This is a genomic window from Mycobacterium sp., assembly GCF_052143115.1.
In the GTDB taxonomy this organism is placed as follows: domain Bacteria; phylum Actinomycetota; class Actinomycetes; order Mycobacteriales; family Mycobacteriaceae; genus Mycobacterium.
This window is the reverse complement of record NZ_JBKQTQ010000212.1, coordinates 1-21,488: the sequence shown is the minus strand read 5'-3', so window position 1 is coordinate 21,488 and position 21,488 is coordinate 1. Positions and strand designations below refer to the sequence as shown.

18 protein-coding genes and 1 pseudogene are annotated in these 21,488 nt (G+C 66.9%); 10 read left to right on the top strand and 9 right to left on the bottom strand.

What is annotated here, in order from left to right:
- Positions 1-8: 8 nt before the first annotated feature.
- Positions 9-1,259, bottom strand: a complete 1,251-nt coding sequence (locus ACLQI9_RS21770) for an IS110 family transposase (RefSeq protein WP_442382545.1) — start codon at positions 1,257-1,259, stop codon at positions 9-11.
- A 254-nt stretch (positions 1,260-1,513) separates the two neighbouring features.
- On the opposite strand from ACLQI9_RS21770, the gene ACLQI9_RS21765 reads away from it, so the two are divergent.
- Positions 1,514-2,293: a 3-oxoacyl-ACP reductase gene (locus tag ACLQI9_RS21765; RefSeq protein WP_442392168.1), complete on the top strand. Its 780-nt coding sequence runs from the start codon at positions 1,514-1,516 to the stop codon at positions 2,291-2,293.
- Positions 2,294-2,302: 9 nt separating this feature from the next.
- Here ACLQI9_RS21765 and ACLQI9_RS21760 read toward each other — a convergent pair whose 3' ends face one another.
- The 4 genes from ACLQI9_RS21760 to ACLQI9_RS21745 all read right to left on the bottom strand — a co-directional run bounded on the left by ACLQI9_RS21760 (position 2,303) and on the right by ACLQI9_RS21745 (position 6,776).
- Positions 2,303-3,553, bottom strand: a complete 1,251-nt coding sequence (locus ACLQI9_RS21760) for a PPE family protein (protein WP_442382547.1) — start codon at positions 3,551-3,553, stop codon at positions 2,303-2,305.
- Between the two features lie 13 nt (positions 3,554-3,566).
- Entirely contained in the window at positions 3,567-3,866 is a 300-nt protein-coding gene (locus tag ACLQI9_RS21755) for a PE family protein (RefSeq protein WP_442382548.1), read from the bottom strand.
- Between the two features lie 354 nt (positions 3,867-4,220).
- Positions 4,221-5,342: a HoxN/HupN/NixA family nickel/cobalt transporter gene (locus tag ACLQI9_RS21750; protein ID WP_442382549.1), complete on the bottom strand. Its 1,122-nt coding sequence runs from the start codon at positions 5,340-5,342 to the stop codon at positions 4,221-4,223.
- A gap of 321 nt (positions 5,343-5,663) precedes the next feature.
- Positions 5,664-6,776, bottom strand: a complete 1,113-nt coding sequence (locus ACLQI9_RS21745; protein ID WP_442382550.1) for an alkaline phosphatase family protein — start codon at positions 6,774-6,776, stop codon at positions 5,664-5,666.
- A gap of 31 nt (positions 6,777-6,807) precedes the next feature.
- On the opposite strand from ACLQI9_RS21745, the gene ACLQI9_RS21740 reads away from it, so the two are divergent.
- Positions 6,808-7,290 (top strand): Fur family transcriptional regulator, encoded by a 483-nt coding sequence (locus ACLQI9_RS21740; RefSeq protein WP_442382551.1) that lies wholly within the window; start codon positions 6,808-6,810, stop codon positions 7,288-7,290.
- Here the strand turns inward: ACLQI9_RS21740 and mtr are convergent.
- Genes mtr through ACLQI9_RS21725 form a run of 3 tightly spaced genes read right to left on the bottom strand, consistent with a single transcriptional unit; the run spans position 7,273 to position 10,947 of the window.
- Positions 7,273-8,652 carry a mycothione reductase gene (gene mtr, locus ACLQI9_RS21735; protein WP_442382552.1) on the bottom strand — a complete coding sequence of 460 codons (1,380 nt, stop codon included), beginning with the start codon at positions 8,650-8,652 and terminating at the stop codon, positions 7,273-7,275. The genes ACLQI9_RS21740 and mtr overlap by 18 nt on opposite strands.
- Before the next feature lie 11 nt (positions 8,653-8,663).
- Positions 8,664-9,683: an alpha/beta hydrolase gene (locus tag ACLQI9_RS21730; RefSeq protein WP_442382553.1), complete on the bottom strand. Its 1,020-nt coding sequence runs from the start codon at positions 9,681-9,683 to the stop codon at positions 8,664-8,666.
- Between the two features lie 25 nt (positions 9,684-9,708).
- Complete coding sequence (locus ACLQI9_RS21725; protein WP_442382554.1) at positions 9,709-10,947, bottom strand: hypothetical protein; 1,239 nt, start codon at positions 10,945-10,947, stop codon at positions 9,709-9,711.
- 119 nt (positions 10,948-11,066) lie between these two features.
- On the opposite strand from ACLQI9_RS21725, the gene mqo reads away from it, so the two are divergent.
- The 8 genes from mqo to ACLQI9_RS21685 all read left to right on the top strand — a co-directional run bounded on the left by mqo (position 11,067) and on the right by ACLQI9_RS21685 (position 21,048).
- Complete coding sequence (gene mqo / locus ACLQI9_RS21720) at positions 11,067-12,689, top strand: malate dehydrogenase (quinone) (RefSeq protein ID WP_442382555.1); 1,623 nt, start codon at positions 11,067-11,069, stop codon at positions 12,687-12,689.
- Positions 12,686-13,180 (top strand): GNAT family N-acetyltransferase, encoded by a 495-nt coding sequence (locus ACLQI9_RS21715; RefSeq protein WP_442382556.1) that lies wholly within the window; start codon positions 12,686-12,688, stop codon positions 13,178-13,180. The genes mqo and ACLQI9_RS21715 overlap by 4 nt, the downstream gene beginning before the upstream one ends.
- Positions 13,177-15,012, top strand: coding sequence for a magnesium chelatase subunit D family protein (locus tag ACLQI9_RS21710; protein ID WP_442382557.1), 1,836 nt, complete (start codon positions 13,177-13,179; stop codon positions 15,010-15,012). Before ACLQI9_RS21715 ends, ACLQI9_RS21710 begins: the two co-directional genes overlap by 4 nt.
- A gap of 21 nt (positions 15,013-15,033) precedes the next feature.
- Positions 15,034-15,657: a cob(I)yrinic acid a,c-diamide adenosyltransferase gene (cobO, locus tag ACLQI9_RS21705; protein WP_442382558.1), complete on the top strand. Its 624-nt coding sequence runs from the start codon at positions 15,034-15,036 to the stop codon at positions 15,655-15,657.
- Entirely contained in the window at positions 15,654-17,027 is a 1,374-nt protein-coding gene (locus tag ACLQI9_RS21700) for a cobyrinate a,c-diamide synthase (protein WP_442382559.1), read from the top strand. Before cobO ends, ACLQI9_RS21700 begins: the two co-directional genes overlap by 4 nt.
- Positions 17,024-18,226, top strand: coding sequence for a uroporphyrinogen-III C-methyltransferase (cobA, locus tag ACLQI9_RS21695; protein WP_442382560.1), 1,203 nt, complete (start codon positions 17,024-17,026; stop codon positions 18,224-18,226). The genes ACLQI9_RS21700 and cobA overlap by 4 nt, the downstream gene beginning before the upstream one ends.
- Before the next feature lie 33 nt (positions 18,227-18,259).
- The gene (locus tag ACLQI9_RS21690) at positions 18,260-19,849 is read left to right on the top strand and encodes an MFS transporter (protein WP_442382561.1); all 1,590 of its coding nucleotides are present in this window, start codon (positions 18,260-18,262) and stop codon (positions 19,847-19,849) included.
- A gap of 116 nt (positions 19,850-19,965) precedes the next feature.
- The gene (locus ACLQI9_RS21685; RefSeq protein WP_442392167.1) at positions 19,966-21,048 is read left to right on the top strand and encodes an IS110 family transposase; all 1,083 of its coding nucleotides are present in this window, start codon (positions 19,966-19,968) and stop codon (positions 21,046-21,048) included.
- A gap of 303 nt (positions 21,049-21,351) precedes the next feature.
- Here ACLQI9_RS21685 and ACLQI9_RS21680 read toward each other — a convergent pair.
- A pseudogene (locus ACLQI9_RS21680) lies at positions 21,352-21,488 on the bottom strand (IS481 family transposase); the annotation flags it as partial.

Here is a 21,488-nt window from a genome sequence, read left to right as displayed (position 1 = left end):
GCCCTGTGTCAAGCCGCGGCTGTTTGTTGGTTGAGCAGGCGTTGGAGGGCGTTGTGTCGGGTTGGGTCGTAGGCGGTGTGGCCTTGCCAGCAATGCCAGATGACGTAGAGCCAGGCGCGGGCGAGGATGCGTACGGCGTGGGGGTGGTCGTGGCCTCGGGCGGTGGCGCGGCGGTACAGGTCGGTGGCCCAGGGGTTGGCGTGGCGGGAGTCTGCGGCGAAGTCGGTGACGGCGTCGCGCAGTTGTTTGTCGCAGGACCAGCGGAATCCGACCGAGCGCATTTTGCCGGATTGGCGGGTGGATGGGGCGACGCCGGCCAGGCAGGCCAGCGATTCGGGGGTGGGGAATCGGCTGCGGCAGTCACCGATTTCGGCCAGAAGCCTTGCGGCGCGGACGGTGCCGGAGCGGGGCAGGCTGGTGAAGATGTGCGCGTCGGTGTGGGTGGCGAGCTGTTCGGCGATCTGCTCGGACAGGGTTTTGATCTGCTCGACCAGGGTGTCCAAGGCTGCCAGCAGTGCACGGGTGATGTGGGCTGCAGCGAGGCCTTCGTCGCCGATGGCGCCGCGCGGGGCGCTGGTGAGGCGGGCGTGCAGAACAGCAGGATCGACGCGGCCGCAGTAGCCGACCGAGGACAGCCAGGCGGCGAGGCGGTTGGGCGAGAGCCAGTCGGCGCGGCCCTGGGAATCAAAGCGCCGCAGGAATTTCAGGCTGATCGGCGAGTCGAGGTCGGCGAACAGGCCAACTGCGGCGGGGTAGACGCGTTTGAGGTGTTCACGCAGCTGGTTGGCCAATCCGACGCGGTGGACGACGAGGTCCTTGCGGGCTCGGCAGGCGGCCCGCAGCGCCACCGTGGCGGGGGTATCGGGGATCAGGGGCCGCAACCGGGCACGGTCGGTTCGCAACGTGTCAGCCAGCGCAAAGGCGTCGAACCGGTCATCCTTGTTGCCGGCCGACCCGTAGCGGCCGCGCAGGTTCTTCAGCTGGTTGGGGCTGATCACCACCACGGCGATACCCGCACCGAGCAGCGCATCCACCACGGGCCCGTCGGGACGTTCGATGGCTACCTCGTCCACGCCGGAGCGGGCGAGCAATGCCAGCAGCGTCCGCAAGCCCGTAGAACTGTGCTCAACGGTGCTTCGATGGACCTCGCAGCCTCTGGAATCGACGACCGATACCGCGTGATCGTCACGCGCCCAATCGATTCCGCACGTCACGCCGTGAGCGGGTTTCTCCGGCAATACAGGTGGGGCATACTTCATCACAGCCTCCTCGCTGCTAGTCCCAGTGGGGAGGCACCCATGTTTCGGTGCCGGGGCGTGACTGCCGGTTCGCTCACTGTTCGGCGCTCGACGGCGCTCAGCCCTGTCGACGGTCGGCACACCCCGGGTAACCGTCGGGTCTCGCAAAACTCATGCTGGACGTCCAAGCGTCAAGCAAGCAGGGCGATGACCCAACGGCACCTCGGGTGCATCGGTAGCCGTTCTACAACTACCGACACAGGGATGGTGCACCAGTGAGCACGGATCTGAGTCGGCGGCTGGCCGGCAGGGTCGCCGTTGTCACCGGCGGAGGCGGCGGTATCGGCCTGGCTTCGGCCCGGCGGCTGCACGCCGAGGGAGCCACCCTGGTCATCGGCGACATCGACGGGAAGACCGGCGCGGCGGCCGCCGACGAACTGGGCGGCCTGTATGTCGAGGTGGACGTTTCGGATGAGCTAAGCGTCAACACGTTGTTCGACACCGCGGCGGACACCTATGGATCGGTCGACATCGCGGTCAACAACGCGGGCATTTCGCCACCGGACGACGAGCTGATCGAGAACACCGAGCCGCCGGTATGGCAGCGGGTACAAGACGTCAACCTGAAATCGGTGTACCTGTGCTGCCGGGCGGCCTTGCGGCACATGGCGCCTGCAGGCAAAGGGTCGATCGTCAACGTGGCGTCGTTCGTCGCGGTGATGGGGTCGGCCACCTCTCAGATCTCCTACACCGCGTCCAAGGGCGGGGTGTTGGCCATGTCCCGCGAGCTCGGCGTGCAGTTCGCGCGGCAGGGCATCCGGGTCAACGCGCTGTGCCCCGGGCCGGTGAATACCCCACTGCTGCAGGAGCTTTTCGCCAAGGATCCCGACCGCGCCGCGCGGCGACTGGTGCACGTGCCGATGGGCCGGTTCGCCGAAGCCGACGAAATCGCCGCTGCCGTAGCATTTTTGGCCAGTGACGACGCGTCGTTCATCACCGCGGCGACGTTCTTGGTCGACGGCGGAATCAGCGCCGCCTACACCACCCCGCTGTAGGGCAGTCGGTTACCCGGCCGCCGGTGGGTGTGCCACCACCGTCGGGCGGAACCCGTATCGGGGAGTGGTGCCGTTGAGGTGGTTTCCGGCTGGATTGGCGAATGGCATCCCCGGCATGCCGGCCGCGACCGCCGGCGGAGCGCTGAGTGGAGCACCCCCCAACATCGGCGCAATAGGGCTTGTCACCGGGGCGACCGCATTCCAACTGGGCGGCACCGCCAGCGCTCCCAACGCCGTACCGCGGCCCAGGGCCGCTGACACGGCGCCGCCCAGACCCCCGAGCTCGCCGACTCCCGCGGCCGGGCCCGCCAGCGCACCGCCGAGTCCCTCGCCCGCAACTCCTTCGGCCGCAGCTGCCGCATTATCGGCTGCAGCCGCTGCCTGATCGGCGCCCGCGAGAGCTTCCAGGCCGACGAGATCCGTCATGGTGCCCAACCAGTTGCCGGGCATGTAAAACCCGGACGAGAAGATGGTGTTCCAGAGGTTGTTGTTCAACCCCAAGCCACTCGAGCTGAACAGTTCGTTGAAGATTGCCGACAGCCCCGTTCCGGAGCCGTTCCCGGTCAGGAAGTTGAGGACGTTCATGAGCCCCGACCCCAACCCCGACGACGTCGCGGGGGCAGCGAGCGCTTGTAGCGCGGCGGGTACCGCAGTCACCAGTTGCGAGACCGTCGTCTGTGTTCCGGTGCCGGTGGCCTGAGCGACCGCGCCGGCCTGCGCGGCCGCTCCCGTCGCCGTGGTGGTTACCGGCGGCTCGACGAACGGCGTCAATGTCGATGCGGCCGCTGAGGATCCGGCGTAACCGTACATCGCCGCGGCGTCCTGGGCCCACATCTCCGCGTAGTGGGTTTCGGTGGTTGCGATCGCCGGGGTGTTCTGGCCCAGGATGTTGGTCGAGATCAGCGATGCCAACAACGTTCGGTTGGCGGCGATGACCGACGGGGGCACCGTCAACCCGAACGCGGTTTCGTAGGCGCCGGCCGCCGCTTTGGCTTGGCCCGCGGCCTGTTCGGCTTGCGCCGCGGTGGCGCTCATCCACGACACGTACGGTGCGGCGGCGGCAACCATCGACGCCGACGCCGGACCTCGCCATGGACCACTAGTAAGGCCGGAGATCACTGACCCGTAATCACCTGCCGCCGAGAATAATTCGGTGGCTAGGTTGTCCCAAGACGCCGCGGCGGCGATCATGGGCCCGGAACCCGGACCGGCATACATGAGCCCGGAGTTGACTTCCGGCGGTAATGTTGCGAAATCCATTGCAGAACACTCCTTAACTTGTGGCGACGGCGTTGGCAGCTTCAGCGGCGGCGTACGAACCGGCGCCGGCCGCCAACATGTTTACGAACATCTGGTGAATCGCTGCAGCCTGCGCGCTAACCGCCTGGTACGCGTGTGCGTGCGCAGCGAATTGCATTGCTGTCAAAGCTGATACCTCGTCAGCAGCGGCGGGGATCAGACCTGTGGTCGGAACTAGGGCCGCCGCGTTCTCGGCAGACACGGCGGAGCCCAACGTTTGCAGGTTGGCCGCTGCTGTGGACAGCATTTCGGGTACGATATTGACGAACGACATGAACTGCTCCTTCGGATAGCAAGGCAGCCCCGGCGGGTGCATCGTCATCTGGGCGCACTCCGATAACACGTCCACAGGGCGTGGACGTGTGCGAGAAATGGCTTGGCGCAGACTGATTTCAGGCAGCGAGCACCGCACCGAGGACCGGATGGAAAAATTACGGTCGTCGATTTGTGTTGTGGGCTTGCCCGGGCGAGCCAGCTACGGGTGCGGTATCCTCGTCAAAACCCTTGACGCAGGCGACCGTTACCCGGCTGCATCTCCTACGCGGACCGGCCACTGATCAAAGCTGATTTCGGCGTGGTGGTGATCGCGGCCTGGCGTGAACCCAAGCCGACTTCTCATCGACGCGTTTCAGCCGACGCGTTCGGCCTGCACCGTCCACTTCTCCTCGATGCGCGCATAGCGCCAGATCAACAAGGCGCCGGCCCAGGTGACCACAAACAGGCCGACGATGACAAAACCAATCGCGTTGAGGTCGATGCCGCCCAGCCAGCTCCAGAATCCGCCGGTCCAGCCGAACTGTTCGGCGAGCAGCCCGAGAAATTCGACGCTGCCGATGAGCAGCGCGACGACCACCGAAAGGCCGGTGATGGTGATGTTGTAGTAGACCTTGCGAACAGGGTTGGAAAACGCCCAGCCGTAAGCGAAATTCATGAACGAGCCGTCGATGGTGTCCAGCAGGCACATGCCCGCGGTGAACAGCACCGGCAGGCACAAGATGGCATACCACGGCAGGCCGGCCGCGGCGCTGGTGCCGGCCAGCACCAGCAGTGCGACTTCGGTTGCGGTGTCAAAGCCCAGGCCGAACAACACTCCGACCGGATACATATGCCACGACGCGGTAACCGATCTGGTGAAGCGGCCGAGCACCCGATTGAGCAGTCCGCGGTTATTCAACTGCGCTTCGAGTTCGTCTTCGTCGTAGTGGCCGCGGCGCATCCGCGCGAACACCCGCACGATGCCCATCAGGATGACCACATTGATGATGGCGATCAAATACAAGAACACGCCCGAGACGCTGGTGCCGATCAAGCTCGCGTAGTGATGCAGGGCCGAAGAGTCCTGCTCGACCGGCCCGATTATTGCCTTGAGCCCGATTGCGATCAGCAGTGCCAGCCCGAACACGACCGAGGAGTGGCCAAGGGAGAAAAAGAACCCGACGCTAAGCGGCCGCTGCCCGTCGTTCATTAGCTTGCGGGTGGTGTTGTCGATCGCGGCGATGTGGTCGGCGTCGAATGCGTGGCGCAGCCCCAGCGTGTAGGCGGTCAGGCCGATGCCGATACCGAATGCCTTGTCTCCGACGCTCAAGTGCGCCGGCTCAACGACGAGTATCAGTGTGCCCCAGCCGATCACATGCAGCGCGACGATAACCGCGAACATCGATCCCAAGCGCAGCCACTCGTCGGGGGTCAAAGCGCCCCGTAGCCGAGAAGACCGCGACGAAGGTTGCCGGCTGAGTGTGTCAGCGGCCATGTCGCGTCCCATCTGGAAAGAAAAGCCCGACCGTCACGACGCTAAACCACGGGTAAACGTCCTGCAGACGATTCGCAGGAATTCTGCGAATATCTCGCAGAAAGGATTATTGCGATAAATTTGCATGTAAGGGTATTGCAATGTTTATACTTGTCGCCGTTATTGCGATTCTTGTGTAGGTGAGGTTTCTGCGAGGATCTCATGCACCAGCCCGCGAGGTTAATTTTGCGAGGCCGGGCCATCGGATCACGGACCCGACACTCACCGAGCCGCGGCGAGTGGCTGGCGGCCCAACGGCGCGCCGACGTTAACGCCGTCTAGTCAGCCGCGGAAGACGATCAGCGGGATCGCCATCTCGGCCGGGGTAGCAGCCCCATGGAAGCCGATGAGCTGAGCTACTTCGGGCGGCTCATGGGCAGTGGCCAGCACCGCCGCGTCACCGGTGCAGGTGACGACGACATCACCGACCCGGGGCAGGTGGTCGGGACGCACGGGTCCGAACAGCCCCGCCGAGACGGCGTCGTCGCGGCTGCGTACCTCAACGCGTCCGTTCAGCAGCTCGCTCCAGGCGGCGATCACGTCGGATGCCGCGCCCGGCTCGGTGTGCAGGTAGCGCACCCGTGGATCGCCGGCGACCGCTTGCACTCCCGCACTCAACCGGGAATCGGCGTCAAGGTCGATCCGCTCATCTGCCGGCACGTTCAGACCGCCGTGGTCGGCGGTGATCAGCAGCGCGGCGTCCGACGGCAACGCCTCGACCAGTCGGGTCAGCAGTGCGTCGACATGGGCCGCGGCGGCGTGCCATTCGGGCGAGCCGATGCCGAACAGGTGCGCCGCGGTGTCGAGTTCGGCGGTGTAGGCGTAGAGCAATCCGGGCGCCGCGTGCAACTGGTCGGCCACCAATTGCGCGTAGTCGTCGCCGCTGTTGGCGGGGTGGAATTGCGCGCCGCGGTATGTCGCCTCGGTGAGGCCGCTGCCGATGAACGCCGCAGGCAGCACGGCCCGGGCGCCGACGTGCTGCAGCCGCTCGAACCACGTTGGGACGGGCTGCCATTGGGCCGGCGGGGGATCGTCACGCCAAACGATGTGGTTGAGCACCCGGTCGGTGTCGGGAAGCTTGACGGTGAAGCCCAGGATCCCGTGCTCGCCGGGTGCGACCCCGGTGGTCAACGACGCCAGGCTGGTCGGTGTGGTCGACGGGAAGGTACAGGCGAGTTCGTCCAGCCGTCCGGTCTCGCCGGCCAGCACCGACGCCAGTAGCGGCGCATCGGCGGCCAATGTCGGAAGCAGATGCCAGCCCATCCCGTCGACGAGCACGACCGCGACGCGGTTCACATCGCTCACCCACTCCGATACTCCGAGGGCGTCCACCGCACCGGGAACCGAAAGCAGCGCAGCCGCGGCGGGCAGCACGTCGCAGATCGAACCGGTCATCACGTCAGTTTGGCAGGCGCATACTGGGTGGGTGGCCAAGCCCTCGGCATTGAATCCGGCCGTCACCGAGCGGATCGGCGAACTGCTGCGGGCCCATGGGCTGCGTCGGATGGCGTCTCGGATCGCGGTCCTGGCAGTGCTCGAGCCGGTCCACGGCCATCTGTCGGTGGCCGAAATCGATCAGCGGCTGCGTGAGTGCCTGCCCACCGAAGACCAGCCGCCGGACTTGGCGACGATCTACCGCACGGTGACCACGCTCGTCGACCAGGGTGTGCTGCATGCGCTGACGCTGGAGGGCGGGGTCACCACCTACGGCCTGGCCGCCGACCCGCACCATCACGCGGTGTGCACCCGATGCGGCTCGATCATCGAAGTGCCGGCCGGACGGCTGGCCTCAGCACTGGAACATGCGATGGCGGGCAGTTCGTTCACGCTGTCCGAACGCGCCGGCCTCACCTTGCACGGCCTGTGCCCGCAATGCCAGCAGGACGGCTCTTCAGGACAGGTCAAGTAAGGCGTTCTCGACGACCTCCGGCAGCGCCGGGTGAATCCAGTACTGACCGCGAGCCATCTGTGGGGTAGAGAGCCCGAAGCTCATTGCCTGAATCAGTGGCTGGATGATCGACGAGGCCTGGTGTCCCATGATGTGTGCACCGAGGAGTCGCCCGGTCCCGCGGTCGCCGACGAGCTTGACGATGCCGGTGGTGTCCTCCATCGCCCAGCCATACGCGACGCCACCGTAGTCCTGGATAGTGCATGACACGTCGAAACCCTTTGCGACGGCTTGATTCTCGGTCAACCCGACGGTGGCGATCTGCGGATCGGTGAACACCGCGGCGGGGACGTAGCGGTGGTCGGTGGCCACCATCGCGTCGGTGTCGTCCCAGTCGTAGAGCAGATTCTGTTGGACGACGCGCGCTTCGTGGTTGGCCACATGCTTGAGCTCGTACGGCGACGACACATCGCCAAGCGCGAAAACGCCGCGCGCAGAAGTCCGTTGGTATTCGTCGACGACGATGCGGCCGTCGTCGACCTCGACGCCGGCCTGCTCGGCGTCCAGCAGATCACCATTCGGCACCCGGCCGGTGGCCACCAGCACGGCGTCGGTGCTCAGCGTCGAACCGTCGTCGAGTTCCAGCACGATGCAGGAGCGGTCCTGATGGGAGCCGATGACATTGCGCCGGGTGCGCAACTCCCATTTGGTCGACGCGATGTGGGTGAACCGTTCGCACAGCGTGTCATCCAGGTGCCGCAGTAGTGCGCCGCCGCGGATCACCAAGGTGATCCGCACACCGAGCGCGGAGAAGATGTGCGCGAATTCGGCTGCGACGAAACCGCCTCCGACGATGACCAGGTGCTCGGGCAACTCCGGTATCCGCATGATGGTGTCGCTGGTGTAGTAGTGGACCCCGCACTCCAGGATGGCCGGCGGGATCACCGGTCGCGCTCCGGCGGCGATCACCACCTGCTCGGCGGTGAACTCGTCGCCGCCGTCGGTGCGCAGCAGATAGCGGCCGTCGGGCTGGACCGCTCCGAAACGGGTGTGCCGGTCATATACGTCAACGTTGGGGGAGGCCCGCCGGTAGTCTTCGCCGCTGATCGCGATCGGGTCGATGCGCCCGAAGACGCGCGAGACGATGTCCTCCCAACGCACCTGGTCGATGTGCGCGTCGATTCCGTACCGGGCCGCGGTGCGGATCGTTTCGGCGACTTCGGCGGCGTAGACGAACATCTTGGTGGGGATGCACCCGACGTTCAGGCAGGTTCCGCCGAATGTCCCCTGTTCACAGATCGCCACTCGTTTGCGCGCATAGCGTTCGTTGAGAATGCTGTTGCCCGAACCGGTTCCGATGATCGCGAGATCGTAGGTTTCCATCCGCTGGCCCCTCAGCCGTTCCGGGTCGTGGCGTTGGAGGAAGACCGCAGGTAGCTGAGGTACCAGTCAAGCCAGATGTCCAACTGCTGGTAGGCCACTTGCCGTGGCTGCGGCATCGACAGGAACACATCGTGCTTGGCGTCGGTCACCGGAACGATGGTGCTGCGGTTGCCGACGCAGCCGGCCCACCGGGCGATGTGTGCCACCTCGAGAACGGCGTCGCCGCATTGCAGAGCGGTGGGGTCGGCGGTCTCTGACACGCTGTGATACGAGCGCAGGATCAGGTTGGGCACGCCGACGTCGAGCCCGCGATGCAGTCGCGCCTGACCACGTCGGATCGCGCGTAGCCAGCCGAAGGTGATGGGGAAGCCGCCCAGCGGTTTCCACTGCAGGTTGTAGTCGAACTCGCCGTCGTAGTCCCGGTGCAGGCTGGCGCCATAACCGCCAACACCGTCGCCCGACGCCCGGGCAACCCGTTTATCACCGGCTCGCGCGATCGCGGTGATCAGCGCCGCCGTCGTCGGCCAGCGCAGCACCCCCGGACCGGGCAGATCCAGAAATGGGCTGTTGAGCACCAGCCCCGCGACGCCGGCACGGGCTGTCGCGCCGCGTCGCCGCAGCCGGTCCAGCCACAGCGACACGATCAACCCCCCGGCGGAATGCCCGTACACCAGCACTCGGCCCGAACCGGTCTGCTCGCCGATGACCGCCAGCGCGCGGTCCAGTTCGGCGTCGTAGCGGGCCAGATCGGTGGTGAAGTGCGGGGTTTGGCCGGTTCGCCACGACCGCCCACATTTCTGCAGGTCGAGCGCATAGAAGGCGAAGCCGCGGTCCGCGAAGTGATCGGCCAGCGGGGTGTGAAAGAAATAGTCGGTGTATCCGTGCACGGCGAGCACGGCATCGCTGGCCGTCCCGGGGTCGCCACGACGGAGCAGCGTCGCGACGATATCGCCTTCGCCGTCGGGATCGTCGCCCAGCGGGATGGTGAGCTGCCAGTAGCGGGGTAGGACATCGGGCTGCCAGCCAGTCACGCACGTCAGCTTAAAGCGTGCCCGGCTAGCGCTGGCCTGCGAAGGGTACTGCGGCGATCACGCCACCGCCGTTGACCGGTGGCCCGAGCAGCACGGTCGACGTATTGGTGCCGGGCTTGTAGTCGACGAGCGATTGACCGCCCCCGCAGGAAGCCGTTGCTCGCAGGTCGAGATCGGCCCCGTTGATGCCCGCCACGATGACGCTGCGGCCAGGTTCCACGCCCGACACCGACACCGGCGACGTCGTGCCGTCGGGGTTGAGCTTGGCGAGGTACTGGTAGCCGCATGCCCCTTCGGCTTGCACGAAGGTGCCTGCCGGGAGCTGCCACGCCCTGACGTCGCGCAGATCGGGCCCTTTCTGACCGTCGTTGACCGCGGTGAGAGCGGTGGGTGGGTTGCCGTCGATGGGCGCCAACCACAGCCGCGAGGTAAATCCGGGAGCATCGCACGCCGCGAGAACGGTAGCGAGGGAACTCTCGTCCCACCACCGCAACGGGCTGCAGTTGGTCTGACCCGGGATCGGAAGCGTCGGCCCGGGAGTGCCGTCATTGCCCATCAGCGCCAGGCCCGCCGACGTGCCCAGGACGAGGCGCATCCCGTCCGGCGTCGAGAGATAGTTCCCGTTGAACGGACTGCCGAGCTTGTCGGTCGGGTAGGTGAGTTGGTGGTTGCCGGCGAGGTCGACCCGATCGAGCGTCGCGAGTTTGGAGTCGGGGCCGGGCGGCACGGACAACAACAGCGCCTTGCCATTCGGGCGGGTATAGCGGGGCGACCCCTGCACGGGCAACGTCGTCTGCCTGCCGGTGTGCAGGTCGACCAGGATGGCCGTCGGCGGCGTGGCGTACTGCGCGTCGAACAGGGCGTGGCTGCCGTCGCCCGACCAGTCCACCAACTCCGGACTCGCGTGCTGGCCGGGCGGCGGGAAGGTGGTGATCGGATAGCGACCACCCGCGGAGTCGACCAGGTACAGCGTTGTGGTGGCCGTCTCACGGTCGGGCGAGCCCGGGGGGAGCGGTGCGCCGGGCTTCCCGCCGGGAACCGGGGTCCAGGTGGCCAGCATCCACCCCGGGCCGGCCTGCGACCAGGGGATGGTCGCGATCGCGGCTTCGACACCGTGAGCCGCTGGCTGTGCCGCGGTCGTCGGCGACGGCGTCGCGGCGCTGCCGGATACTCCGTGCGCTGCGTCCGCACCGGTCGACGAGGAACACCCCGCCACCAGCACAGCGGCCAGCGCGACGGCCGGAGCCAAATTTCGCCAGGTCATGGCCCACAGCGTGGCAGATCACGGTGGAATCCGCGGCGCAACCTCGAACAACGGCGACCGAGCCGGCCGGATAACCTGGCGATCTGAACAGCCCTCGATCGCAAAGGACGAACAGCCCGGTGTCGGACCCGAAGGTCGCAGCCAGGGCCGACGTCGTGCTGGTCGGGGCCGGGATCATGAGCGCCACCCTGGGTGCGTTGTTGCGGCGGCTGGAACCCGACTGGTCGATCACCCTGGTCGAGCGACTCGACGGTGCCGCGGCCGAAAGCAGCGACCCGTGGAATAACGCGGGTACCGGGCATTCCGGGCTCTGCGAGCTGTTTTACACGCCGCAGCAGTCCGACGGCTCGATCGACATCAGCAAAGCCGTGCGCGTCAACGAGGAATTTCAGGTCACCCGCCAGTTCTGGGCTTACGCCGCAGAGAACGGCATCCTGTCCGACGTGCGCGGCTTCCTTCGCCCGGTTCCGCATGTCAGCTTCGTGCAGGGCGCAGAGCGCGTCGGCTACCTGCGCCGCCGCCGAGAGGCGCTGGCCGCCAACCCGCTGTTTGGCCGCACCGAGTGGATCGACGACGCCGACGAATTCGCCCGTCGGCTGCCGTTGATGGCGGCCGGGCGCGACTTTTCCGACCCCACGAAACCCATTGCGCTCGATTGGGCCGCCGATGGTACCGACGTCGACTTCGGCGCTCTGTCCAGACAGCTCATCGGCTACGCCGTTCGCAACGGCACAACCGTGTTGTTCGGCCAGGAGGTCCGCAACCTGTCCCGCCAACGTGACGGCAGCTGGACACTGACGATTCACAACCGCCGCACCGGTGAAAACCGAAAGCTGAACTCCAAATTCGTCTTTGTCGGTGCCGGCGGACAGGCGCTGCCGCTGTTGCAGAAGTCTGGCATCGGGGAAGCCAGGGGATTTGGCGGCTTTCCGATCGCCGGAAAGTTCCTGCGCAGTGGCAATCCCGCGGTCACGGCTGCGCACCGGGCCAAGGTCTACGGCTTGCCCGCGGTGGGCGCACCGGCGATGACGGCGGCGCATCTGGACGCCCGGATCGTCAACGGCCGGCCATGGCTGCTGTTTGGGCCGTTCGCCGGGTGGTCGCCGAAATTCCTGAAACACGGCCGTATCACGGATCTGCCGCGCTTTGTCACGCCGGGCAATCTGGCGACCATGATCGGCGCCGGCGTCAACCAGATGAAATTGGTCAACTATCTGATCGGCCAACTGCAGTTGTCACAACCCGCCCGGGTCAGCGCGCTGCGAGAATTCGCACCCAGCGCGAAGACTTGCGATTGGGAGCTGACGACGGCCGGTCAACGGGTGCAGGTGATCCGTCCGGACAAGCGCAAGGGTGGGGTGCTGGAATTCGACACCACCGTGCTGGGCGCCGCCGACGGCAGCATCGCCGGCCTGATCGGAGCGTCGCCGGGGGCCTCGACCGCGGTATCGGCGATGCTCGACGTGCTGCAGCGCTGCTTTCCCGACCGGTACCAGGCTTGGCTGCCTACCCTTAAAGACATGGTGCCGTCGTTGGGAGCCGCACTCTCCGGTGAACCGGCGCTGTTCGAGGAGGTGTGGTCGTGGGGCACCAAGGCGCTGAGGCTCAAGCCCGATTGCCCGCCTTCTCCTCAGGCCGCTTCGCGGCCTGCATCGTCGGCGGGCGAGCCCGATTGCCCGCCCCCACCTCCGGCCGCTTCGCGGTCTGTATCGTCGGCGGGCGGATCGGCGGGCGAGCCATGACCGCTGCATTGCACCGCGCATGGGCCAAAGACCTTGACGTGCCGACGCTTTACGCGCTGCTCAAGCTGCGGGTGGAGGTCTTCGTGGTGGAACAGGCCCGTCCCTATCCCGAGTTGGACGGGCGCGATCTGCTCGCCGAAACCCGGCATTTCTGGCTGGAGGCCCCCGACGGCGAGGTGATCTGCACGCTGCGGCTAATGGAGGAGCACCCGGGCGGACACAAGGCATTTCGGCTGGGGCGGCTGTGCACCGAACGCAGCGCGCGCGGCCAGGGCCACACCACCCGATTGTTGCGCGCGGCGCTGGCCGAGGTGGGCGACTATCCCTGCCGGATCAACGCGCAGATCTATTTAACGGAGATGTATGCCCAGCACGGATTCGTCCGTGACGGCGACGACTTCGTCGACGACGGGGTTCCGCACGTGCCCATGGTGCGGCACGGCGCCGGTCCGGTGGGCGGGCACCGCGCCGGTCCGGTGGGCCAGCCGTGAAAATCTACCCCTTCAGCGCGATCGTCGGACACGACCAGCTGCGGCTGGCGCTGATTTTGTGTGCGGTGCGCCCGGAGATCGGCGGGGTGCTGATCCGCGGCGAGAAGGGCACCGCCAAGTCGACGGCCGTGCGCGGCCTGGCCGCGCTGCTTTCTGCAGCGAGTGATCCGGCCGGCGCTGACGCCCGTCTGGTCGAGTTGCCGATCGGTGCCACCGAGGACCGGGTGATCGGCTCACTGGATCTGCAGCGGGTGTTGCGCGACGGCGAGCAGGCATTCTCACCAGGCCTGCTGTCCCGTGCCCACGGCGGTGTGCTCTATGTCGACGAGGTGAATCTGCTGCACGACCACCTGGTCGACCTGCTGCTGGATGCCGCCGCGATGGGGCGAGTGCACATTGAGCGCGACGGGATCTCGCATTCGCACGAGGCTCGGTTCGTGCTGATCGGCACGATGAATCCGGAAGAGGGCGAGTTACGCCCGCAGCTGCTGGACCGGTTCGGGCTCACCGTCGACGTGCACGCGTCGCGGGACATCGACGTTCGGACACAGGTCATTCGGCAGCGGATGGACTATGAGGCCGACCCGGATGCTTTCGCGCAGCGTTATGCCGCCGACGACGCCGAGCTTGCCCGCCGGATCGCCTCCGCACGCCAGCTTGTCGACGATGTGGTATTGCCGGACAACGAATTACGTCGGATCGCAGCGCTGTGCGCCGCGTTCGACGTCGACGGCATGCGCGCTGATCTGGTGATTGCCCGGACCGCGGTTGCCCACGCGGCGTGGTGTGGCTGCGACACGGTGAGCGAGCAGGACATCCGGGTGGCCGCCGAGTTGGCGCTGCCGCACCGGCGCCGCCGTGACCCGTTCGACGATCCCGGAATCGACCCAGGGCAACTCGACGCGGCATTGGCGGAGGCGGACGGCCCGCCCGATGATCCCGAGCCCGATCCCGAACCGCCCGGGGGCGGTCAAAGTATGAATGACGCTGCGCGACAGATGGATTCGCCGCGCCCACAAACACCGACCAAGCCCAGCGCCGCTCCGTCGGCGACTTTCCGCACCCGTGCCCTGACCGTGCCCGGCGTCGGTGCCGGCGCGCCGGGCCGTCGATCGCGGGCCCGCAACGCCTCGGGCAGCGCGGTGGCCGCCACCGACTCTCAGGCCGAGGGACATGGCCTGCATCTGTTCGCCACCGTGTTGGCTGCTGCCGAACATGCCGAGGGAGCGGGTCGGCTGCGGCTGCAACCGGCCGATGTGCGCCGAGCGGTCCGCGAGGGCCGGGAAGGCAACCTGGTCATCTTCGTCGTCGACGCATCCGGATCGATGGCGGCCCGAGACCGGATGGCGGCGGTCAGCGGCGCTACCTTGTCGCTGTTGCGCGACGCCTATCAGCGGCGCGACAAGGTCGCGGTGATCACCTTCCGCGCGCATGAAGCGCGGCTGCTGCTGCCGCCGACGACGTCGGCGCACATCGCCGGGCGGCGGCTGTCGCGCTTTGACACCGGCGGCCAAACTCCCCTTGCGGAAGGTCTGCTCGCCGCACGCGAACTGGTGGTCCGAGAAAAGGTCCGCGATCGGGCCCGACGCCCCCTGGTGGTGGTGCTCACCGACGGCCGGGCCAATGCCGGACGAGACCCGTTGGGCCGCAGCCGATCAGCGGCGGCGCTGCTGGTCGCCGAAGGCGTGGCCGCGGTGGTCGTCGACTGTGAAACGTCGTATGTCCGGCTCGGTTTGGCGCAGCAGTTGGCAGCGCAGCTTGGCGCCCCGTCGGTGCGGCTGGAGCAGCTGCGGGCCGACTATCTGACCCGGGCCGTGCGCAGCGCGGCCTGAACAGCCGAGAGGTAAGCGCTTATGCCACAGGGTCGTCCGCTTGCGGTCCCCGAGGACGGGCTGACCACCCGAGCCAGACGCAACCTGCCGGTGCTGGCGGTACACACCGGCGCGGGCAAAGGAAAGTCGACGGCCGCCTTCGGAATGGCGTTGCGGGCATGGAACTCCGGTTTGAGCGTCGCGGTGTTCCAGTTCGTCAAGAGCGACAAGTGGAAGGTCGGTGAGGAGGCGGCGTTCCGGCAGCTGGGGCGGCTGCACGAGGAGCATGGGCTGGGTGGGCCGGTGGAATGGCACAAGATGGGCGCCGGCTGGTCCTGGATACGTAAGTCACGCAAGACCGGCAGCGACGACGACCACGCCGCGGCAGCCGCGGACGGCTGGGCCGAGATCGCCCGCCGGCTGGCCGCGGGGCGCCACGACTTCTACGTGCTCGACGAGTTCACCTATCCGCTGAAGTGGGGCTGGGTCGACGTCGACGAGGTGGTGCAGACGCTGCTCGCCCGCCCAGGCAGCCAGCATGTGGTGATCACCGGTCGCGACGCTCCCTCGCGGTTGGTCGACGTCGCCGACCTCGTCACCGAGATGACCAAGGTCAAGCACCCGATGGACCTCGGCCGCAAAGGCCAGAAGGGCATCGAGTGGTGACGGTCCCCGCTGTCATGGTTGCCGCACCCGCGTCGGGCAGCGGAAAGACCACCGTCGCAACGGGCTTGATCGGCGCGTTGCGGCAGGCAGGGCATGTCGTGGCTCCCTTCAAGGTCGGCCCGGACTTCATCGACCCGGGGTATCACGCGCTGGCGGCCGGGCGCGTTGGTCGCAACTTGGATCCGGTTCTGGTGGGGGAGCAGCTGATTGGGCCGCTCTACGCGCACGGTGCTGCCGGCGCCGACATCGCCGTAATCGAAGGGGTGATGGGACTTTTCGACGGTCGCATCGACGCCGGCGCACGCATACCGGCGTCCGGGTCCTCCGCACACATCGCGGCCCTGCTCGCCGTTCCGGTTGTCCTGGTGGTCGATGCGCGCGGCCAAAGCCAGAGCATCGCCGCGCTTCTGCACGGGTTTTCGACATTCGATCCCGCGACCCGCATCGCCGGCGTCGTGCTCAACCGGGTGGGGTCGGCACGACATGAACAGGTGTTGCGGCAGGCATGCGAGCAGGCCGGTGTCCCAGTACTGGGCGCGATTCCGCGCCGCGATGAATTAGAGGTGCCGTCACGGTATCTGGGTTTGGTCACCGCCGTTGAATACGATCTGCGGGCGCGCGACGCGGTCGCGGCGATGACGACGCTGATCGCCCGTCACGTCGATGTCGGCGCCGTGTTCGGGCTCGCCCAATGCCCTGTCGCCGATCCGGCGTGGGACCCGTCGGCCGTTGTGGCCGAACCCGTCACCGAGCCGGTCACCGTGGCCTTGGCCGGCGGAAAGGCGTTCAGTTTCGGCTATCCCGAACACGCCGAGCTGGTCCGGGCATGCGGCGCCGACGTCAAGGAGTTCGACCCGCTCGTCGACCCGCTGCCTGACGGCAGCGACGCGGTGCTGTTGCCCGGCGGCTTCCCCGAACAATTCGCCGCCGAACTGTCCGGCAATGACGTCGCCCGCCGCCAGATCAACGCGTTGGCGGCCGCCGGTGCGCCGATTCACGCCGAATGCGCCGGGCTGCTGTACCTGGTTTCCGAGCTCGACGGGCATCCGATGTGCGGCGTGCTGGCCGGATCGGCACGCTTCACCGAGCACCTCACCTTGGCCTATCGCGACGCTGTCGCGGTGACCGATTCGCCGCTGTACCGCGCAGGCCAGCGGGTCGTCGGACACGAATTCCACCGCACCGCAGTCACATTCACCGACGCCTACCAGCCGGCGTGGATGTATCGGGGCTCACACGTGGATGCCGTGCGCGATGGCGCGGTCCACGACGGAGTGCACGCTTCGTATCTGCACACGCATCCGGCTGCGACCCCCGAGGCGGCGGCGCGCTTCGTGGCCCACGCCGCAGCTGCGAGACTCGCCGGGTGACGACGCCGGAGAACCCTTACCTGGTCGGCCTACGGCTGGCCGGCAAGAAGGTTGTCGTGGTCGGCGGCGGCACCGTTGCTCAACGCCGGCTTCCGTTGCTCATCGCCAGCGGAGCAGACGTGCACGTCATCACCCGTACGGCCACTCGCGCGGTCGAGGCGATGAGCGCAATTACCTTGTCGCTTCGCGAGTATCGCGACGGCGATTTGGCCGGCGCATGGTATGCGATCGCGGCCACCGACGACGCGCAAGTGAACTCGGCGGTGGTGGCCGAGGCCGACCGGCACCGAATCTTCTGCGTCCGCGCCGACATCGCGGTCGAGGGCAGCGCCGTGACTCCCGCATCGTTTGACTATGCCGGGCTGTCGGTGGGAGTCCTGGCCAGTGGCGAGCACCGTCGTTCGGCGGCAATCCGCTCGGCGATCCGCGAGGCACTGCAGCAGGGGGTCATCACGGCCGAGAGCACCGATGTGGTGCGCGGCGGGGTGGCGCTGGTCGGCGGTGGGCCCGGAGATCCGGAACTGATCACCGTCCGCGGCCGGCGGCTGCTCACCCAGGCCGACGTCGTCGTCGCCGATCGGCTGGCGCCGCCGGAACTGCTCGCCGAGCTGCCCCCGCACGTCGAGGTGATCGACGCCGCCAAAATCCCCTACGGGCGGGCGATGGCTCAGGACGCCATCAACGCCGTCATGATCGAGCGGGCCCAGGCCGGTCAGTTTGTGGTGCGCCTCAAGGGGGGCGACCCGTTCGTGTTCGCGCGCGGATACGAGGAGCTGCTGGCGTGTGTCGATGCCGGCATTCCGGTGACGGTGGTCCCCGGTGTGACGAGTGCCATAGCGGTGCCAGCGTCGGTGGGTGTTCCGGTCACTCACCGCGGCCTAAATCACGAGTTTGTGGTGGTGAGCGGCCATGTTGCGCCCGGGCACCCCGAATCGTTAGTGAATTGGGACGCATTGGCGGCGATGTCGGGCACGATCGTTTTGCTGATGGCGGTGGAGCGCATCGAGCTCTTCACCGAAGCGCTGCTGAAAGGCGGCCGACCTGCGGATACGCCGGTGTTGGTGGTCCAACACGGAACGACGGCCGCCGAACACACGTTGCGGGCCACCCTCGCTGACGCGCCGGAAAAGATCCGTTCAGAGGGAATTCGGCCCCCCGCGATCATCGTGATCGGTACGGTAGCGGCATTCGGCGCTTAAAAGATTCCTAAGATTACTGTAGGGTAAGTTCTTATGACGGCTCTCAACGACGCAGAGCGGGCTGTCCACGAATGGACGTCTGAACGCTCCGAGCGAGTAGTTCATATGCCCCCAGTGCCCTCAGCCAAGACCGCCGTAAGCCCTCCAAGCAGGACTTCCCCGACGTGGCGGCCGTCTCGACGCTTTTTCTCCGCCGTCATCGCTATCTGCGGAATGCAGCTGATGGCGACCATGGACGGCACCATCGCGATCGTCGCGCTTCCCAAGATTCAGAACGATTTGGGCCTGACCGATGCCGGCCGCAGCTGGGTGATCACCGCCTACGTGCTGACTTTCGGCGGTTTGATGCTGCTCGGCGGCCGCCTCGGTGACACCATCGGCCGCAAACGCACCTTCACCGTCGGCGTCGCGCTGTTCACCATCGCCTCGGCCTTGTGTGGCATCGCGTGGGATGACCCGACCCTGGTCACCGCACGGTTACTGCAGGGTGTGGGTGCCGCGATCGCCACACCCACCGGCTTGGCGCTCATCGCCACCACCTTTGCCAAGGGCCCGGCCCGTAACGCCGCGACAGCGGTGTTCGGCGCGATGGCCGGCTTCGGGTCGGTCATGGGCTTGGTCGTCGGCGGGGCGCTCACCGAGGTGTCCTGGCGGCTGGCGTTCCTGGTCAACGTGCCGATCGGACTGGTGATGATTCACCTGGCCCGCACCACACTGCGGGAAACCCAGCGGGAGCGAATGAAGCTCGACGCCACCGGCGCCGTCCTTGCCACGCTGGCCTGCACCGCGGCCGTTTTCGCCTTCTCGATCGGCCCGGAAAAAGGCTGGATCTCCGTCACCACCATCGGTTCGGGCGTGGTGGCCTTGGTGGCGTTCATCGCGTTCGCGATTGTCGAGCGCACCGCCGATAACCCTCTCGTGCCGTTGGACCTGTTCTTCGACCGCAACCGGCTGGCTACCTTTGTGGCGATCTTCCTGGGCGGCGGCGTGTTGTTCACGGTCACCGTGCTGATCGGCCTCTACGTGCAGGAGCTGATGGGCTACAGCGCGCTGCGCGCCGGCGTCGGCTTCATCCCGTTCACCATCGCGATGGGCATCGGCCTAGGCGCGTCCTCGCAGCTGGTGTCGTGGTTTCCGCCGCGGGTCGTGGTGATCACCGGCGGAATCCTGGTGGTCGGTGCGATGGTCTACGGTTCGACGCTCGATCGCGCCATGCCGTACTTCCCGACCCTGGTAACGCTGGTCACGTTCGGCGGCATCGGTATTGGGATGATCATCGTGCCGCTGGCGCTCTCGGCGATCACGGACGTCGGCTTTGACCGGATCGGGCCGACATCAGCCATTGTGATGATGCTGCAGAACCTGGGCGGGCCGGTGGTGCTCGCAGTCGTCCAGGCCGTCATCACGTCGCGCACGTTGTACTTGGGCGGCACCAATGGACCGGCGAAGAACATGAACGCCGCTCAGCTGCATGCGCTCGACCATGGCTACACCTACGGCCTGCTGTGGATCGCCGGAGTCGCCGTTGTGACGGGCGGTGTGGCACTGCTCATCGGATACAGCTCCAAGCAGGTGGCCCACGCCCAGGAAGTCCAGCACGCCATCGACGTCGGAGAGATCTAGACGGTATGGAGGCTGACTTGAGGCCGAAGGCCTCGGGCTGCAATCGGACGTGGGTTGCCGATGGCGGGTGAACACTCGCCGGGGTAGAGCCACAGTTGCAGATCAGGAGGCCTCCGGTGAGTTTCAACGGTACGAGTGTCGGGTTGGATGTGCATGCGCTTTCGGTAGTTGCGCATGCCGTCGATGAAGAAACGGGTCGAGTCGAACGGGCACGGTTGTGTCCGGATCACGGCGAGATTCTCGATTGGTTGCACCGGCTGCGCGGCCCGGTCCGGGTGGCTTATGAGGCCGGGCCGACGGGGTTCGGGCTGGCCCGGGCTCTGTTCGATGCCCAGATCGACTGCGTGGTCGCCGCACCCTCGAAGTTGATCCGTCCGGCTGGGGATCGAGTCAAGACCGACGCCCGCGACGCCGCGCATTTGACCCGCTTGTTGAGGTTGGGCGAGATCACCGCGGTCACCGTGCCCGACGCTGACGTGGAGGCGGTGCGGGATCTGGTGCGGGCCCGCGAAGACGCCCGCGCCGACCTGATGCGGGTTCGGCACCGGCTGTCCAAACTGCTGCTGCGCCAGGGCCGGGTGTATTCGGGTGGGCACGCCTGGAATGGGGTGCACGAAACCTGGCTGCGTCGACAACGATTCGACGATGTCCACACCACCGCAGCCTTCGACCATCACTTCGACGCCGTGCTGACCGCGACGGCGGCCAGGGATCGTCTCGACGAGCAGATCGTCGCGGTTGCGGCCTCACCGCGGTGGGCTGACCCGGTCGACCGGCTGGGCTGCCTGCGCGGGATCTCGGCGCTGACGGGGTTGGCGTTGACCGTGGAGATCGGGGACTGGGCCCGGTTCACCGGGTGCTCGATCGGTGCCTATGTCGGGTTGGTGCCGTGCGAGTACTCCTCGGGAACCTCCCGGGTGCAGGGGTCGATCACCAAGGCGGGCAACGCTCACGTGCGGCGGTTGTTGATCGAGGTGGCCTGGCATCACCGCCAGCCCTACCGCAATCCCGGACCGACGATGCGGGCCCGCTGGGCCAAGGTCGACCCCGCATTCAAGGCCCGTGGGCATGCCGGTAACCGGCGGCTGCACCAGCAGTGGTGCCGGTTCAACGAACGCAAGAAGAACCACGTCGTGGCCAACGTCGCGGTCGCCCGTGAGTTGGCCGGCTGGTGCTGGTCACTGGCCACGCTGACCTGAGCGCAGCCAACCAGGCTTGATCGGAGCCGGCCGGCCAGCGGCGAGGTAGGCGAACTGGATCTGCGTTACAGCTATGAGCCACAACAGCATTCACCGAGTGCTGGTGTGACGCCCGTCCCTAGAGAGCAGCCACCGTTCGCGCCGAACCATCGTCTTGCGGTACCCAACCCGCGTATATCAGTCTGACACCACCGTCGTTGATCAACGACCGCCGCGACACCGACTGACCCCGATCAAACGAAAGCCGCCCCGGCTCCCACCAGGGCGGCTTTCACCTGCCTCTTGACAAACAGTGCCTACATATCAGCTGTAATGACCTGAGAGGTTAGGTACGCGGCTGGCGGGTGGTTGGCCGCCGAGTGCGGTGTGGCCGCGGTGGTGATTGTAGGTGTGTAGCCAGATGGGGAACTCCTGGCAGCGTTCGGTGTCGCTGGTGTAGA

Coding starts and splice junctions, on each gene's coding strand:
- cobO (WP_442382558.1), top strand. CDS start 15,034: ATGCCACAGGGTCGTCCGCTTGCGGTCCCCGAGGACGGGCTGACCACC.
- ACLQI9_RS21750 (WP_442382549.1), bottom strand. CDS start 5,342: ATGGCCGCTGACACACTCAGCCGGCAACCTTCGTCGCGGTCTTCTCGG.
- ACLQI9_RS21725 (WP_442382554.1), bottom strand. CDS start 10,947: ATGACCTGGCGAAATTTGGCTCCGGCCGTCGCGCTGGCCGCTGTGCTG.
- ACLQI9_RS21760 (WP_442382547.1), bottom strand. CDS start 3,553: ATGGATTTCGCAACATTACCGCCGGAAGTCAACTCCGGGCTCATGTAT.
- ACLQI9_RS21690 (WP_442382561.1), top strand. CDS start 18,260: ATGACGGCTCTCAACGACGCAGAGCGGGCTGTCCACGAATGGACGTCT.
- ACLQI9_RS21745 (WP_442382550.1), bottom strand. CDS start 6,776: ATGACCGGTTCGATCTGCGACGTGCTGCCCGCCGCGGCTGCGCTGCTT.
- ACLQI9_RS21755 (WP_442382548.1), bottom strand. CDS start 3,866: ATGTCGTTCGTCAATATCGTACCCGAAATGCTGTCCACAGCAGCGGCC.
- ACLQI9_RS21770 (WP_442382545.1), bottom strand. CDS start 1,259: ATGAAGTATGCCCCACCTGTATTGCCGGAGAAACCCGCTCACGGCGTG.
- ACLQI9_RS21715 (WP_442382556.1), top strand. CDS start 12,686: ATGACCGCTGCATTGCACCGCGCATGGGCCAAAGACCTTGACGTGCCG.
- mtr (WP_442382552.1), bottom strand. CDS start 8,652: ATGGAAACCTACGATCTCGCGATCATCGGAACCGGTTCGGGCAACAGC.